The 16,886-nt window shown below is 54.1% G+C and carries 13 protein-coding genes; 5 read left to right on the top strand and 8 right to left on the bottom strand.

Annotated features, from left to right (window positions below):
- Positions 1–63 precede the first annotated feature (63 nt).
- Positions 64–1,548, bottom strand: a complete 1,485-nt coding sequence (gene gltX, locus E0L35_RS07515) for a glutamate--tRNA ligase (protein ID WP_022520472.1) — start codon at positions 1,546–1,548, stop codon at positions 64–66.
- Positions 1,549–1,848: 300 nt separating this feature from the next.
- Here gltX and E0L35_RS07510 point away from each other — a divergent pair, with 300 nt between their 5' ends.
- Positions 1,849–2,373 (top strand): helix-turn-helix domain-containing protein, encoded by a 525-nt coding sequence (locus E0L35_RS07510; RefSeq protein ID WP_022520473.1) that lies wholly within the window; start codon positions 1,849–1,851, stop codon positions 2,371–2,373.
- Positions 2,374–2,378: 5 nt separating this feature from the next.
- On the opposite strand, the gene E0L35_RS07505 is transcribed toward E0L35_RS07510, so the two are convergent.
- Positions 2,379–2,975, bottom strand: coding sequence for a hypothetical protein (locus E0L35_RS07505; protein ID WP_022520474.1), 597 nt, complete (start codon positions 2,973–2,975; stop codon positions 2,379–2,381).
- Positions 2,976–3,195: 220 nt separating this feature from the next.
- Here E0L35_RS07505 and E0L35_RS07500 point away from each other — a divergent pair, with 220 nt between their 5' ends.
- Positions 3,196–4,002 (top strand): sulfite exporter TauE/SafE family protein, encoded by an 807-nt coding sequence (locus E0L35_RS07500; protein ID WP_138799961.1) that lies wholly within the window; start codon positions 3,196–3,198, stop codon positions 4,000–4,002.
- 198 nt (positions 4,003–4,200) lie between these two features.
- Entirely contained in the window at positions 4,201–5,238 is a 1,038-nt protein-coding gene (gene dusA, locus E0L35_RS07495) for a tRNA dihydrouridine(20/20a) synthase DusA (RefSeq protein WP_249362103.1), read from the top strand.
- A 50-nt stretch (positions 5,239–5,288) separates the two neighbouring features.
- Here dusA and E0L35_RS07490 read toward each other — a convergent pair whose 3' ends face one another.
- Together E0L35_RS07490 and E0L35_RS07485 are read right to left on the bottom strand one after the other, a co-directional pair.
- The gene (locus E0L35_RS07490; protein ID WP_022520477.1) at positions 5,289–6,761 is read right to left on the bottom strand and encodes a catalase; all 1,473 of its coding nucleotides are present in this window, start codon (positions 6,759–6,761) and stop codon (positions 5,289–5,291) included.
- 207 nt (positions 6,762–6,968) lie between these two features.
- Entirely contained in the window at positions 6,969–8,000 is a 1,032-nt protein-coding gene (locus tag E0L35_RS07485; protein ID WP_022520478.1) for a succinylglutamate desuccinylase/aspartoacylase family protein, read from the bottom strand.
- 214 nt (positions 8,001–8,214) lie between these two features.
- Here E0L35_RS07485 and E0L35_RS07480 point away from each other — a divergent pair, with 214 nt between their 5' ends.
- Together E0L35_RS07480 and E0L35_RS07475 are read left to right on the top strand one after the other, a co-directional pair.
- Positions 8,215–8,826, top strand: a complete 612-nt coding sequence (locus tag E0L35_RS07480) for a TetR family transcriptional regulator (protein WP_022520479.1) — start codon at positions 8,215–8,217, stop codon at positions 8,824–8,826.
- Between the two features lie 75 nt (positions 8,827–8,901).
- Positions 8,902–9,846, top strand: a complete 945-nt coding sequence (locus tag E0L35_RS07475) for an alpha/beta hydrolase (protein WP_022520480.1) — start codon at positions 8,902–8,904, stop codon at positions 9,844–9,846.
- A 56-nt stretch (positions 9,847–9,902) separates the two neighbouring features.
- On the opposite strand, the gene E0L35_RS07470 is transcribed toward E0L35_RS07475, so the two are convergent.
- The 4 genes from E0L35_RS07470 to E0L35_RS07455 form a co-directional block, all read right to left on the bottom strand.
- Entirely contained in the window at positions 9,903–10,589 is a 687-nt protein-coding gene (locus E0L35_RS07470; protein ID WP_022520481.1) for a hypothetical protein, read from the bottom strand.
- Between the two features lie 174 nt (positions 10,590–10,763).
- A complete protein-coding gene (locus tag E0L35_RS07465; RefSeq protein ID WP_022520482.1) occupies positions 10,764–13,949 on the bottom strand; it encodes an efflux RND transporter permease subunit in 3,186 nt (1,061 codons plus the stop codon).
- The gene (locus E0L35_RS07460) at positions 13,949–15,220 is read right to left on the bottom strand and encodes an efflux RND transporter periplasmic adaptor subunit (RefSeq protein WP_022520483.1); all 1,272 of its coding nucleotides are present in this window, start codon (positions 15,218–15,220) and stop codon (positions 13,949–13,951) included. The genes E0L35_RS07465 and E0L35_RS07460 overlap by 1 nt, the downstream gene beginning before the upstream one ends.
- 76 nt (positions 15,221–15,296) lie before the next feature.
- Positions 15,297–16,766: a TolC family outer membrane protein gene (locus tag E0L35_RS07455; RefSeq protein WP_022520484.1), complete on the bottom strand. Its 1,470-nt coding sequence runs from the start codon at positions 16,764–16,766 to the stop codon at positions 15,297–15,299.
- Between the last annotated feature and the right edge of the window lie 120 nt (positions 16,767–16,886).

Here is a 16,886-nt window from a genome sequence, read left to right as displayed (position 1 = left end):
TAAGGATGAGAAATTGGCGCTAGCGCTATCTCATGCGCGGTTAGCTGATTTTACTAAACTATTTCACGAAGCGATCTCACGAAATTCTTTTTCAAAGCGCTTGGCCTGCTTTTTCGAGACGCCGCCCAATACCTCTATCGCACTACGCAGGCGTGCCCGGGTAACGTCTGAACCCAGAATCGCCATGGCGTCCATCACTGAGGTGCTGGACGCGCTGCCGGTAATGGCAATAAACACCGGCGCCAGAAAGGCTTTCATTTTCAAGTCAAAGTGCTCAGCCAGCGTTTTCACCTCGTTCAACAGCGCCTCTTTATGCCAAGCCGAAACGCCCTCGAATCGCCAAACAAGGAACTGAAGCAGTTTGACCAGCTCCTCTTCCTCGAGCTTCACGCTATCAAACGACGCTTTTGTTAGCGCCGGAAGACCAGAGAAGAAGTGCCCTGCCAACGGCATTACCTGGGAGAGCGTCTCTACCCGTGGTCGCACCTGCGGCAGTATCTGCTTAACGTAAGCTTCATTGAAAGCCCAGTCACGCAGTGCGCTCAACAGTGCATCATCATCCAGGTCTTCACGGATATACACACCGTTTAACCAGGTCAGTTTCTCCAGATCAAATACAGGGCCACCTAACGAGACACGCTGAACGTCAAACTCCGCCATCATCTCTTGTAGACTGAATTTCTCGCGCTCATCAGGCATCGACCACCCCATCCGCCCCAAGTAGTTGGTAACGGCCTGGGGTAAAAAACCCATCCGACGATAATAATTGATGGAGGTCGGGTTTTTGCGCTTAGAGAGTTTGGATTTATCGGGGTTGCGCAGCAACGGCATGTGACAAAGTTGCGGCATTTGCCAACCAAAATACTCATACAGCAGTTGGTGCTTTGGTGCGGAGTTAATCCACTCTTCCCCACGCAGCACATGGGTGATCGCCATTAGATGATCGTCGACCACATTGGCGAGGTGATAAGTGGGCATGCCGTCTGATTTAAGCAGAATTTGCGCGTCCACCTGCGCCCACTCCACTTCAATCGTACCGCGCAGCATATCGTTGACCACACAAACGCCTTCGGCAGGCACCTTCATGCGCACTACATAAGGCCAGCCTTCCTGTTCACGGCGTGCTTGCTCCTGGCTCTCCAATGCTAAGTCAGCAGGCTTCAATGCCAGGTGCAAGCCCGCTGCCTTGCGGGTTTCACGCAGTTCATCAAGCTCTTCACTGGTGCGGTAACACTTAAATGCATGCCCGGCATCCAACAACTGCTGGGCGTATTGAGCATATATATCGCCACGCTCGCTTTGCCGATAAGGGCCGTGGGGGCCGCCAACATCCGGGCCTTCATCCCACTCAAGACCCAGCCAGCGCAGTGAATCGAGAATCATCTGCTCCGACTCAGGAGTAGAGCGCACCCGATCAGTGTCTTCAATACGAAGAATGAATTGGCCGCCGTGCTGACGCGCAAAACATAGGTTAAAAAGCGCGATGTAGGCCGTGCCAACGTGGGGGTCTCCTGTGGGAGAAGGTGCAATGCGAGTACGTACGGTCATGAAAACGTCCTATTGGCAAAAATGCATGGCGATATTATACGCACCTTAGGCGCAACCAACAGCGTCGCGCAGGGAACGACTAGCGCAAGAAAGCGTCAGAGAAATTAACTCAACGTTATTTGTCCACTAATGCGCGCTAAAGCACAATCGCTTAGTATGGCACTGCAGCAACATCTTGGGTGCATACCCCAAGCTTGAGATAGACCAATAAAGTATGTTCATAGCTCCACTATCTATATTAGAGAAATTTATAGTGGAAGACATTCAACGAGCTTGTTAGCTCATCATCAGGAAGACGAAATGGAATCGCTAGGCTCACGTATCAAGCAACTGCGGCTTAGGGCCAAGCTCAACAAAGCTGCTCTCGCACGCAAAGTTGGCGTGTCAGATGTCACCATTTCTTATTGGGAATCTGGGGCGATCAAACAGATCGGTCACGAACGCCTTGTGGCGCTCGCTGATGCACTCGACTGCTCCCTGGCAACTCTATTGGAAGGTGATAGCGCCCCCGAGCTATTAACGTTGACCCATACTGGTCCCCTCCCCTGGGAACAGGTACAGGCAACGACCATTAAAGTGCCCAGTCATCTGCCGCTGCACATCGACTGGAAAGCACCGTGCGTGATGGCAACACCCGGCCAAGATACAGATTTTTCACCCGTTAATGCTGGTGACCTTCTGCTGCTTGGGCCAACACATGTGTTTCACAAAGCGGGCCACTATGTAGTGCAACGCGACGATCGTTTCGTCATTGAGCACTTCGCCAAAGCCCCAAGCGACACATCGATTCATGCAGTACTGTTAGCCCATTGGCATCCTGCCTAAAGCGTCTACCTCCCCGGACTCTCTAGCACCTCCACCTGGTCACGCGTTTGTCTTGGCTCACTCCCCACCAAGAAGCGACGTGAGTAGGTGGCCACTTGGCCCAGCCCATGGCGGGATTGGCTTACCAGCTCTCCCGCCAGGTGCTGGCCCTCGTGGCCTATACGTGCCTGAACGGCCTCCGGCTGCACACTGCCTTCGGAAACCTCAACCCGTACTATATAGCCACCGTCAGGTAAGCCGCTGCCAGGGCCAAATGGCCCCGCTGCAAACACGCCATCCTCTATACGTGTCCGCTCGCGCCAACGCACGCTGCTAATCTCTCGCTCGACAATAATCTGCACCAGCGTTTCGTCAGGTAAGTTGCTTTCACCTTCCACCATTAAACGCCGATCGCTGCGCAGCGATACATGCGCAGACATCTCGACGACAAGTGGCGCCACTTCTTCCGCTTCAACAACTTCTATCTCGGCAACTGTCGGTTCAGGAACTGACGTTTGCTCTACGGTTGACGCTGACTCACTCGGCTCGTCTGTTCCGCCACAGCCTGCCAGTAGCGCAGCGGATATCATCAACACGCCAACACTGCTTAATACATTGCGCATACGCACTCCAAAATATTGCCCTGGAGCCTGTCAGGCTTGACCGATCATTGCGAAAAGCACGGACTTGCAGTAGATCAACGTTAAGTCTGACAGGCTCCTAGCAGCTTACCACTGCATAGCCGCTACCACAGTGGAATAGTTGTTTTTGGCCCCGCTACAGGCACCGCTTCCGGTACAATGTGCTTATCATGCTAACAAGACACTTTTAGGAGCAGCGGCTTTGGACATCATTTGGTGGTTGGCCTATGTAGCACTGGGCGGTTTTGTAGGTTTGATGGCAGGTTTATTGGGGATTGGCGGCGGCGGCATTATGGTGCCGATTCTAACGTCTCTTTTTGTACTCCAAGGCGTACCCCACGAGCACCTTGCCCACTTGGCCTTAGGCACCGCCATGGCGGCCATTATTCCCGCCTCTACCGCTAGCTTGCTCTCCCACCATCGGCACGGGGCCGTTCGCTGGGACATCGTGCGCTTTATTACCCCAGGCATATTAGTCGGCACCTTTTTGGCGACCTTTATAGCTGCGCTGCTCCCCACCCGCGGCCTTGCCATCTTTTTCGCCTGTTTTATGGTGCTAATGTCGCTCCAGATGCTAGCAAACATCAAGCCCAAACCGAGCCGCAGCTTACCCGGCCCTATCGGCGTAAGCGGTGTGGGCCTAGGCATCGGCGGTATTTCAGCGCTCGTCGCCATTGGCGGTGGCTCACTAACAGTGCCCTTCCTCACCTGGTGCAACGTCAAACTACCCCGCGCAATTGGCACCTCCGCAGCCGTAGGACTCCCTATCGCAGTTGCTGGTGCACTTGGCTACATAATCAACGGATGGTCTATCCAAGGACTGCCCAGTGCAGCACTCGGCTACGTTTACCTGCCCGCGCTACTGCTCATGGCGCCCTTCAGTATCCTAACGGCTCCCATCGGAGCAAAATTAGCGCATAGGCTGCCCGTCAAACTTCTCAAACGAGTATTCGCGTTTATGCTGATGGGGCTGGCACTGCAGATGGTGTATGCGGTGTTTACTGCTTAAACCCAGGCTTTAGCGTAAGGTCCTTTCTCGGAATGCTAAAATGGGCAGTATATGAGAAACTGCCGTCCTTTTTACGGCGCTTGCGAATCGTTGCCATACTTGCCTCTCAGATGTACCAAATCAAAAGCGGCTCAAGTACCAAATATGTACCAACGAACCATGTAAAACGCCGCTCAACCACTGTAAATATGAACAGTTATGAATGATAACACAACCGCGCAAACCCGTATGAAGTCTGGCATTGCCCGCCCGGAGCTGGATAGAACTTTCTCCGTAGCGCCCATGATGGATTGGACAACCCGCGATTACAGAGCGCTAGCACGCACCTTAACCAAGCGTGCGCTGCTGTATACCGAGATGGTCACTACCGGTGCGATTTTGCACGGGACGCCCCGTGAGCGCTTTTTGGGCTATAACGAGGTGGAGCATCCGCTTGCACTGCAGTTAGGCGGCAGCGACGCCGGTGAGCTGGCGGAGTGCGCGGCTATTGCAGAGGCGTGGGGCTATGATGAGGTCAACCTGAACGTAGGCTGTCCGAGCGACCGCGTGCAGAACAATATGATTGGCGCGTGCTTGATGGGTTACCCCGAAAAGGTAGCCGAGGCAGTGCGGGCGATGCAGGCAGAGGTTTCTATTCCGGTCACGGTGAAGTGCCGTATTGGTATCGATGACCAGGATGAAGATGCCGACCTTGAGCGGTTTATCTCTATCGTTGCTGACGCAGGCTGCGAGGTGTTTACCGTTCACGCCCGTAAGGCGTGGCTGCAGGGGCTGTCGCCTAAGCAGAATCGCGATGTGCCGCCGCTTAACTACCCCCGCGTTCATCGTTTAAAGCAGAGCCGACCTGAATTGCATATTGGCATTAACGGTGGAATTAAAACGCTGGCGGAGTGCCAAGCGCAGCTTACCCATGTGGATAGCGTGATGGTGGGGCGTGAGGCGTATCAAAACCCGTGGCTGCTCGCGGGCGTCGATGAGCAGCTGTTTGGAGAGCAAGGCCCGGCGGCAAGCCGCTTGGATGCCGCAATTGCATTCCGGCCGTATATTCAGCAGCGCCTGGATGAAGGCGCGAAGCTGAATCATATTACCCGCCACCTGCTTGGCTTGTTTCAGGGTTGCCCTGGTGGCAGGCGTTTTCGGCGTCATTTGTCAGAACATGCGCATAAAGAAGGCGCAGGATTGCGCCTATTTGATGACGCGCTTAGCTTGGTGAACGAACCCGAGTGCGTTGTATAAAAAAACCCGCTACGCAAGCGTAGCGGGTTCGTTTTTCTAATAGCGTAAGCTTACTGACCGTTTTCCCGACGGTTCGCCATTACGCCCTGCTCGACACGCTCGCCGATCGTTTGGTCGACGTTCTTCCAGTACTCAAATACCCGTGATAGCACCGGCTCTTCAACACCGTCGGAAACGTGGCCAACAATGTTGTTTACCAATCTGTCGCGGGCAGCATCATCCATTACCTTATTGACCAGGTCATTGGCTTGGTTAAAGTCGCCATCACCCGGGCGCAGCGTGTAGGCGGCGCGAACCAACTCGCCGTCAGTCTCCCATACCGCATCCTCAGGGTACTTTTCAGGGTTGGCGTGCGCGCCCCCTTTGCTATTAGGTGCGTACACCGGGTCGGTGGAGTGGTTAATACGCATCTGACCACCCTGACTGTAGCTGTTAACCGGGACCTTGGGCGCGTTAACGGGGATATGTTGGTAGTTCACCCCTAAACGCGCGCGGTGCGCATCAGCGTAGGATATGACCCGCGCCAACAGCATTTTATCTGGCGAGAAACCTGTGCCCGGTACAGAGTTGCTGGGCTGAAACGCTGCCTGTTCGATTTGGCTGTGGAAATCGACGGGGTTACGATCCAACGTCATCTTACCGACTTCTTGCAGCGGGTAGTCGCCGTGCGGCCACACCTTGGTCAAATCGAAGGGGTTGATGTGGTAGGTCTTGGCATCTTCAAACGGCATGATCTGAACTTGCAGCGTCCAGGTTGGATAATCTCCACGTTTGATAGCATCGAACAGGTCGCGGCGATGGTAGTCGGCATCCGCGCCCGCCATCTTATCAGCCTGTTCCTGGGTCATGCACTTAATGCCCTGATCAGTCTTGAAGTGGTACTTCACCCAGAAGCGCTCGCCTGCAGCGTTGACCCACATATAGGTATGGCTTGAATAGCCATTCATGTGGCGCCAACTGGCAGGGATGCCACGATCGCCCATTAGCCAGGTTACCTGGTGGGCAGATTGCGGAGAAAGCGTCCAGAAGTCCCACTGCATATCGTGGTCACGCAAGCCGTTATCCGCTCGACGCTTTTGTGAGTGGATAAAGTGCTGGAATTTAAGCGGATCGCGAACGAAGAACACAGGGGTATTATTACCCACCATGTCGAAGTTGCCCTCTTCGGTGTAGAACTTTAGCGAGAAGCCACGAGGATCGCGCCAAGTGTCCGGACTACCCGCCTCACCGGCCACCGTCGAGAAACGAGCCAACATCTCGGTTTTCTTGCCCGGCTGGAGAAAGTCAGCTTTGGTGTATTGGCTAACATCGTGAGTTACTTGGAAGTGACCAAAGGCGCCACTCCCTTTTGCGTGGGGCTGACGATTCGGAATCATTTCCCGGTTAAAGGCAGCCATCTGCTCCATCAAATAGTGATCATGCAGAACAATCGGCCCATCAGGGCCTACTGAGAGTGAGTGCTCATCACTGGTAACCGGTATACCCGCATCCGTTGTGGTGTGTTTTGGTTTATCGCTCGTCATCGCTTTTCCTCCATGTCACGGCAGACGTGGCGTATGATCGCCACTCGTTCTAGTACGATGAAAGCTTGGCTATTTATCCTCATTGTTGTCATTTTCATAGCCGCTAACAAAGCCCATAATAGGTATAGTCAACGAGTCACTAACTTGCCATTCGTGAAGGCTATCGCTTGCCTATCAGCTCAATAGTTTTTATTTATGAATAAGCACTTAAGAGAACGAATCAGTGGGCGGCACTAAGCTGGAATTAAAGCTTTCAACGGCGGTTTCGGCCTCTTCAATTTCATCAAAACGGGCAATATGAAACAGCGCTTCGCCTTCGTTGGCCAATGGCAAGCGGCTCATCCCAATCACGATGCCATCCGCCACAGCACGCACTTCGCCCTCGTCGTTACCAAAGGGGTCAGCCACTTTGCCCAGCACTTCGCCTTTGGCAACGCGGGCGCCCAGGCGCACCTTGGGGCGCAAAATGCCGTCAATCGGCGCGCGCGCCCAGCTTGACCCATTGGCCAATTCAGCGGGTGCTGGCGTGCGGCGGCGCTGCTCGCCGGTCAGCATGCCTAGGCGCCGCATTACCCGCAGCACACCGCGCACGCCGGGGGCAATCGCCCACTCGTCAAAACGCAGCGCTTCACCTGCTTCATAGGTCAATACCGGAATGCCGCGAGTCTGGGCGTAATGGCGAAGGCTGCCTTCACGCAGTTCCGCATTGAGTACCACGGGCGCACCGAAGGCATCGGCCATACGCTCGGTTTCACTGCCTGGGCGCAATTGAGCGCGGATTTGTGGCAGGTTAGTGCGATGAATGGCGCCTGTGTGTAGATCAATAATATGGGTGGCGTGATCGACGATTTGTTCGCGGAACAGCGCGGCAATGCGCCCGCCTAGCGAACCCGATTCACTGCCTGGAAAGCAGCGATTAAGATCGCGCCGATCAGGCAGGTAACGTGTTTGCTGTAAGAAACCAAACACATTCACCACCGGCACAGCGATTAAAGTGCCGCGAATGCTATTGATCGCTTTTGCGCGTAGCACCCGGCGAACAATTTCCACCCCGTTGATTTCATCACCGTGAATACCACCACACACCAACAGCACGGGGCCATCCTTACGGCCGTGAACCACTTCCACAGGGATATGCAGCGGCGTATGGGTATATAAACGCGCCACCGGCACATCCACTTGTAAGCGTTGGCCGGGCATAATGGTATGTTCGCCCAACTGAAAAGGAGCTCGCGCCATGCTTTATGTCCTGTTTTTAATCGGTTATTTTCGCGATGTTAGTAAGATTCAAAGCTAGTAACATTGCCTGTTTATACGCTTTCACTGGCAAAATGACGAATTTGTTAACTTACGTTATGCGTTGAGTCAATTATCCATACAGTTTTGAATGTAAAAACTCACTCGCTTAGGTTAAAATATGACCATACAGAGTTGATAACGAGGTTCCGTTTCCATGGCAAGAAAGACCAAAGCTGAAGCTGCTGCTACTCGCGAAGCGCTGCTTGAAGCTGCAGAAGAGGTATTTTTTGCCAAAGGCGTGGCACGCACATCGCTTGAGCAAATTGCTCGCCATGCGGGCCTCACCCGCGGTGCCGTCTATTGGCATTTCAAGAATAAAGGCGACCTGTTCATGGCATTGGTTGAACAGGTACGCATGCCCTTCCAGTCGTTAATGGATGAAGTCGACAAAACGGACACTGCCCTATCACCGTTAGAAGCGATACGTCTTGCCTGCCATGCGGGCTTAGTGCGCCTCGAACAACCGTCGTACCAACGGATACTGTCGATTTTACTGCACCGCTGCGAGTTCTTCAGCGATATTAACCCGCTTGATATGCAAGAAGAGATCGGTAACGAGTGTTATCAGGAAATGCTGGCGGTATTTGTACAGGCTAAAGAGCAGCAACTACTGCGCGAAGATTTAAGCCCGGAAATAGCAACACGGCTAATGCAATCCATGTTGGGTGGTCTTTTCCATGACTGGTTGCGTAATCCTGACGCTTTTGCAATACGTGAACGCGGCGGCGAGCTGATCGATACCTCTATTCGTATGATGCAGCGTTAAACACCTCCCCCATCCCTCGCTGCAATGCAGCAAATATGCTACTACTGGCGCTATGTCTAGCCGTGTGAGCATTCTATGGATACCCTGGAGTTTGTTCGCGTACGCGAATTAGAAGTTGCCGTACGCATTTGGAACCCTTCCGCCCCCCGCACGCTTATCGCCTGGCATGGACTTGCTCGCCACGGCGGTGACTTTAGTGCACTGGCGCGTGAGCTGGGCAGCGAATGGCGTATTCTTGCACCCGATACACCAGGCCGTGGGTTATCAAGCTGGTCGTTATTTCCGGCTCACGACTACCTTTATAGCCATTACGTGACGGTCGCCATCGCTCTATTAGATCACTTTAAACTTGATCACGTTGATTGGCTGGGCACATCGATGGGTGGCCTGTTAGGCATGCTGATCGCTGCTGATTCAGAACACAGCGCACGTATTTCTCGGCTAATCCTGAACGATGTAGGGCCTGAACTGAACAAACAGGGGCTGATTGCCCTTTCCAGCTACTTTGGCGTTACCCACCGTTTTTCTAGCTTTAGCGAGCTCCATCAAGAACTCACCCAGCACTACGCAAGTTTCGGTATCACTAAGGAGTCTGCTTGGCGTGAACTAGCGCTTAACAGTGCCCGTCGGTTGCCAGATGGTAGCTGGACGTATCACTTTGACCCACGCATCGGCGAGCAGTTTGTGCACGATACACCGCGCGACACCTGGGCCGACTGGGCGAGTATTCGCTGCCCGGTGATGGTTATTCGCGGCGAAGAATCAACCTTGTTAGATGCCGAAACGCTGCCCCGCATGGCCGAAGCACAGCCCACACTTGTCACCCTGACCGTACCGAACTGCGGCCACGCCCCCATGTTGGATCAATCTGCACAGGTCGATCCCATTCGCCGCTTTTTAAACCACCCCGTACCACACCCAATTCCAGGCAAGTCATCGCAACCCGGCACTGGCTGGCATTACATCTGGCAGCACCCAGTGCAGTGGTTGGCGCATCAGTGGCGGCGGTGGTGGAAATAAACCGGGATGCCCAAGCCTTGGGCATCCCGGCGGCGACCCTCAATGCGCGTGATAACTCAGTGAGAGGCCGAGTAATGGCTAGCAGGGTGATGTTTTTTGCTTAACCGCAGTTTATTCAAACGAACACGTGTCTCCAGATACTCTTGCTCAGTGACACTGCGGTAAGCCCCCTCTTTAGGCAGGTACTTCACCAATACCCGGCGCTCGCCCTGTACAGGTAAGGCGTCGCGTTTGCTGAGCAGCTTTACTGTGCTGTTAGGCTCATCATCAATTACCGCAAACGCCTGTTCGCCCTCCCCCTGGCGCTCGGTCACCACTACCGTTTGGCCAAGCAAACACCGCCGGGTAAAGGGGCGGTAGCGATGCAGCACGCGGTGTAACGCATTACAAAGCGCAGCCGCCACGGGCGAGGCAACCACCAACGTGGCCCAGAGCACCACCACGCCGACCGGAATACGTATTAAACCGAGCGGCAGCCAGCGCAACACTAGTAGCTCGATCGCGACGGTGAGTGCCGCCGCAATGGTTAGAATGACCGTTAATGCCAGCGTCGCTGGTACGCCCGCAAAGCCTAAAGAGACTAACGTGCTAGCCAAATGATCCTCTTTTAAGCTATCGCGCTCAAAGAGATCTAAGGGGGCTAAACGGATAATCACTAATAGCCAGTAGAGCGCTAATAACCCAAGTAGAAACGTAAATACAATGCTCGGGAATTGCGTCGCTGCGTGCAGTAGCTCGTTCATGGCGTCCTCCTCCCCCGGTACTTAGCCAGGGATGTATTGTACTTTCAGCTTAGTCGACATTAGCTTTCCAGCGCCACTTTTACTTTGACTTAGGTCATCACGACAAAAAAAGGGTGCCACCCGAAGGTGGCACCCATCTCTTTACACATTGGTTTATCCGCTAGGGGCTAAAACTTAGTGGTCATGCTCCAGCGCTGGCTGATTGGAAGCATGCTTTTTCCCCTTCATTTTGCGACCCAACCAATCAGAGGCTGTCGCAATCATGGCGTAGAAAGTGGGGATAAACAGGCTACCCAGAGTAGCAACGGCAAGCATGCCCACAGCGACCGTGGTACCGATATGGTGGCTGCTCACATCGCTGGCACCAGTGGCTAACGCCAGCGGCAAGGTACCGAAGATAAATGCTAACGACGTCATCACAATCGGGCGGAAACGCAGCTCAGCCGACGAAATCGCCGCCTCACGGATGGTTTTACCCTGCTCTTTGCGCTGCAGTTCGGCGAATTCAACAATCAGAATAGCGTTCTTCGCCGCAAGGCCAATGACCACCAACATACCGATCTGCACATACACGCTGGTGTCCAAGCCGCGCAATGCAATCCCGCCGATAGCACCCAGGAAAGCAAAGGGTGTCGCGGTCAATACCGCCAGCGGTAACGACCAACTTTCATACTGAGCAGCCAGAATCAAGAAGACCATTAACAACCCGAAGACGATAGCCAACGTTGCCGCATTGCCCTGGTTTGCTTCCTGGTAAGCCGTCCCGGTCCAGCCCATACCCCAATTAGCGCCTAGTGTCTCTTGAACGATTTCCTCCATCGCCTCAATCGCCTGAACAGAGCTATAGCCGGTGGCAGGACCACCCTGGAACTGGGCACCAGCATACACGCCGAAACGCGATACCACGGCTGCTCCCGTTTGACGCTCAAGCTCGACAAACTCCGACAGCGGGATGCGCTCACCATTACCGCCGCGCACATAAACACTGCTGAGATCCTCGGGCGTTTTGCGGAACTCATCTTCGTTTTGCAGATAGACCTGGAAGTTACGGTTTTGGTAGCTGAAGTAGTTCACAAAGCCGTTACCAAAGGTATTAGCAAGCGTCGACGTAATGTTCTCCAGCGCCACGCCGTAACTTAATGCTTTCTGCTGATCAATGTTCGCGCGGTAAGACGGCACGTTAACGTTGAAGGTTGAAAATACTTGGTTCAAGGCAGGATGCTGATTAGCCTTCTGCATAATTTGCAGCGAAGCCTCGTACAGCTCACGTGTGGTTGCGCCATCAAAGGACTGCAAGTAGCCGGTAAAGCCGCCTGTCGTCGAAAGCCCCATAATGGGCGGCACGTTAAACGCCATCGCTGAGCCACCATCAATGCTGGCGCCCAGCCCCATAATCTGCCTAACAAGACCATCCGCCGTCAGGTCACGCTCCTCCCAAGGGCGCATGTTGATAAACATAACACCACGCGCCGTATTCACAGCCCCCGAAAGAATGTCGTAACCCGCCACAGCAGAGGAGTATTCGACACCGGGGATTTTTTCAACCTCAGCACTGAGTTTCGCCATGTAGCGCTGGGTGCGGTCAAGCGATGCGGCGTCTGGCAGCGATACGCTCACCAACACGACACCCTGGTCGGTTTCCGGCACCAGCGTTGAAGGCGTATTGGCATACAGCCAGTAGGAGCCAACGCCTGTCGCCACCGTCAGCGCAAGCGCCAGCACCCAAAAACGCACCAGACCTTTTACCAGCCACATATAAACGGCGGTAATACCGGCAAACATACGATCAAATAGGCGCAGCGGCGTATTCACCGCACGCTTGAACTTAGATTGACCGGCACCGGCAATTTTATGTTTAATAAAAATAGCTGACAGGGCTGGCGTAAAGGTCAACGCCATTACCGCCGAAAGCCCAACAGAGAGTGCTATGGTAAGTGCAAACTGCTGGTAAATTTGCCCTGTAAAACCACCCAAAAAGGCCACGGGTACAAACACGGCCGCCATGATTAACGACGTTGCGATAACCGGTCCGCCAACTTCCTTCATTGCCCGGATGGTGGCATCGCGTACGCTGATATCATCTTCTTCACTCAGCACGCGTTCGACGTTCTCCACCACCAGAATGGCATCGTCGACCACTATCCCTATCGATAGCACCAGCGCAAACAGCGTTAACAGGTTGATCGAGAAACCGAACAGATAGAAAAATGCGAACGTACCTATGACCGATACCGGCACCACTGACATGGCAATCACGGTAAAGCGCCAGTTCTGTAGGAAAATAAACAGAATGACGATAACAATCAGGAAGGCTTCGACAAACACTTTTACGACGGTACTAACTGAGGCATCAATGAATAGCGTCGTGTCGTAGGGGGTAACATATTCAAGCCCGGGTGGGAATCGCCCCTGCAGTTCATCCATGGTCGCGCGCACGGCATCTGCGGTGGCTAAAGCGTTTGCACCAGGCTGCTGATTGATAATAATCGGCGTCATGGTCGAGCCGTTCAAACGCGCGTCGATACCATAAAAAGAAGCGCCAAGTTCAATGCGTGCCACATCTTCTAAGCGCAGCGATGACCCATCAGGATTAGTGCGTAGGTAAATGTTGCGGAAGTCGTCGACATTATTCAGACGCCCGCCAGCGGTAATCGTATAGGTGTAAGCCCGTGGATCGCTCTGGGGTGTAGCAGCCAGACTACCCGCAGGGATTTCAGTATTTTGCACTCTAATCGCACTCGCCACTTCGCTAGGCGTCAAGTCGTACTGGGCCAATTTATCGGGGTCCATCCAGACCCGCATGGCAAATTCACCACCGCCCAACACTTCTGCGTTACCCACCCCAGGCACCTGACGCAGTTCGTCAAGAATATTCAAAGTGGCGTAGTTCTGCATATAGACGTTATTGTAGTCACCGTTAGGTGAGGTTAACGCTAACAGCATCAAAATAGAGTCTGAACGCAGTTCAACGGTCACACCTTGAGACTGCACGGCCTCAGGGAGCTGTGAAAGCGCTCCTTGAACACGGTTGTTAACGTTGATGGTATTAATATCGCCATCGGTGCCGATGTTGAAGGCCACGCTCAGGCTCATAACGCCGTTATCAGAACTGTTGGAGGTCATGTAGAGCATGTCCTCAACGCCGTTAATGGCTTCTGCAAGCGGTGCCGCGACCGTTTGCGCCACGGTTTCAGCATCCGCGCCGGGGAACTGCGCTTGAACGGATACCGTTGGGGGAACCACGCTGGGATACTGTTCAATGGGCAGTATGCGCATCGACATAACGCCCACCAACGTCACGATAATGGCCAGCACCGTGGCAAATATCGGGCGGCTGATGAAGAAGTTAGAGAAGTTCATTATTGCGCACCCTCTTCTCCTTCAGCGGGCTGACCATCGGCTGCCCCCGCTTCCATCTCTTGCGCCGCTTCGGCCTGTTGCTGCGCCTCTTCTTGCTCGGCTTCTTCGACCACTGCCTCCGCATCACCACTAAACGGTTGAGGGTCAATCGCCATGCCTGGCTCTAAACCAGCAGGGTCGCCGACCACCACACGATCCCCCGGCTCTAGACCCTCACGAATCAACTGCCACGGGCCAGCCACTTCACCCAATGAAACAGTCCTTTCACGGGCTTTGTCCTCGTCATCCAGTACAAACACCTGCGGGCCCATTAGCCCTTGGGTAACGGCTATCTCTGGCACTGCCATCACGTCAAAACGCTTCAAGCCCTCAATACGTACACGTACAAACTGGCCGGGCAATATGGTCGCATCGGGGTTTTCAAACGTTGCGGACGCTTGCACGGTGCTAGTGCCGCTATCCACCCGTGACCCCAGGAAGTCTAAATGACCTTCCAGTTCAGAATCGCTACCCCCACTCACGCCTGGGATGCTTAAACGAGCACGAATATCAGACGTATCACCACCCTCACTCAATTGGCGGCGAAGCTCAAAGGCGTCACGCTGAGGAAGCTGAAAACGCACTTCTAGTGGATCCAGAGGGGTGATTGTCGCCAGTTCGGTACCGGAGGTAACCAGATTGCCCACGTTAATTTGGCTCAAACCAATCATACCCGAGACAGGGGCCGTCACCCGGGAATAGCCTAAATCCAGATTGGCGCTGGTCAAGGCAGCCTCTGCTTGCGCAACACTCGCCTGGGCGACCCGCTGGTCAGCCAATGCCTGGTCATACTGCTGACGACTCACCGAGTTTTGGCTTAACAGCTGCTCGAAGCGCTGGGCATCACGCTGAGCGCGGGCAAGCTCCGCCCGGGCGCTCTGTAAATCGGCCTCACGCTGATTGACCGTTGCCTGGTAAAGATCCGGCTCGATGGTGTAAAGACGATCGCCCTCTTCCACCAACTGGCCGGGTTCAAAGTGGCGCTCCTCCAGAAACCCATTTACACGGGCAACCAAAGTGACTTCATCATCACTGCGCAGCAGTGAGGGATAAGACTTATCCAGCGGTATATCTTGACGCGCCATTTCGGCCACTTCGACCTTATGGGGCGGGGCTTCTTGCTGGGCACCCTGTTGAGGTGCCTCGGTTTGTTCTTGACCACAGGCTGAAAGTGCCAGCGCAGCTACTAGCGTCACCAGACTCGCTCGGCGTGAGTGAATCATCTTCTTCATACGTTAAATTCCCATATATCTTTTTAAGGTGACCGATAGCACGTGCACACCTGAATCACTTCCAACCGACGGGCAATTACATGCCAGGCTGGGGCGGTGCACCGATGTTGAGCGCGGGCTCATAGCGGTCGTTGCCGCCGCTCTCTGGCAAGGTAAAGTTCACCTCATCACCGGTTAACCAAGCATTGACTTCCTCAATGGCATCCACATCCAGGCGCCCAGCCTGCTGACGCAGCGAAAGCAGATTGACGACATAGTCGTAGCGAGCCTCGGCGTAGTTGGCGATGGCGTTATACAGATTTTGCTCGGCGTTCAAAACATCCACGATGTTACGGGTGCCCACCTCATACCCGGCGCGAGTGGCTTCAAGTGCGCTGCGGTTAGAGACGATCGCCTGCTCGCGGGCTTCGACAGTCTCCACATCATTACTGACTTGGGTATATAGCGAGCGAACCTGCTGGATCGACGAACGACGCTGGGACTCGAAATCATACTGGCTACTTTCCAGTTGATAAGTCCCCTGGCGGATGCTGGCGCTGGTACTGCCGCCGGTGTAGACGGGTAAATTAGCGCGTATGCCCACCTGGCTAGAGGAGTCATTCCCGGTGGTGTTATCAATATCACTGTCGCCATACTGATAGTTGCCAAAGGCTTGAAGGGTGGGCAACCGTCCCGCACGGGCAATTTCCACACCGCTACGTGATACCTCAATACCTGCCTGTTGCGCCAAGACTTGAGGGTTAAGCTCAAGGGCTTGCTCTACCCAGTAGTCACGACTGCTGGGCTCAGGAAGTGCAATCGGCATGCTGTCGCCCAGCGCTTCAATGCTGGCGTAACGCTGGCCAGTTAACTGCTCTAATGCCTCAAAAGCCACCTGCAGGTTGCTCTCTGCGGCAATGCGATCAGCCCGGGACTGGTCGAAGGTGGCGCGGGCTTCCTCAACTTCGGTAATCGCAATCAAACCGACCTCAAACTGCTCACCCGCCTGCTCAAGCTGACGGCCAATGGCCCGCTCTTGGGCAAAACGCGCTTCTAGGACTTCGTAAGCACGCAGAATGTCGAAATAGGCGCTAGCTGTATCGATTAGCAACTGCTGTTCAGTGGCTGCCAGCAGGTATACCTGCTGGTCAATCTGGCGCTCGGCCTGGGTGACTTGTCGGCGGGTCACTTCATCATAGAGCGCTTGGGTGGCTTCCAGGGTGAGCGATACGGTGTTGTAACGGTCATCACCGGCACTCGCGCCCCCCGTGCCAGTACCTATTCCTGTTCCCGCTTGGGTCGAACCCTGGCTTTCATACTGCTCATTATGCGCCACAGTGCCCGACGCGTTGATTTGGGGAAGTAAGCCACCTCGAGCAATATCTCTACCTGCTTCAACGCCCAAATATTCTGAGCGTGCCGAGGCAAGTGCAGCGTTATTGTCTAACGCATCACGGGTAATCGTGATGAGGTCGGCAGCTTGAGCAGGCAATACAAAAGAAGCGGTGAATACCGCTAATAGTAAGGGTCGTAAAGGGGCATTGACTGCCCAGTGTGCCAGTCGCATGGGATTGCCTCTAGATATCAGCGTCAGGTTGGCGAACGCACTAAATCACTCAGCGCACTTATTCAATCAAAGCACGGTGCCACTCAAAGTACGGTGCCACTCAGAAAGATGAGCATTATA

Source organism: Halomonas sp. ATBC28 (genome assembly GCF_005937175.1).
Lineage (GTDB): Bacteria > Pseudomonadota > Gammaproteobacteria > Pseudomonadales > Halomonadaceae > Vreelandella > Vreelandella titanicae.
The sequence above is the reverse complement of the archived record's forward strand: the minus strand, read 5'-3'. Positions and strand labels throughout refer to the sequence as shown.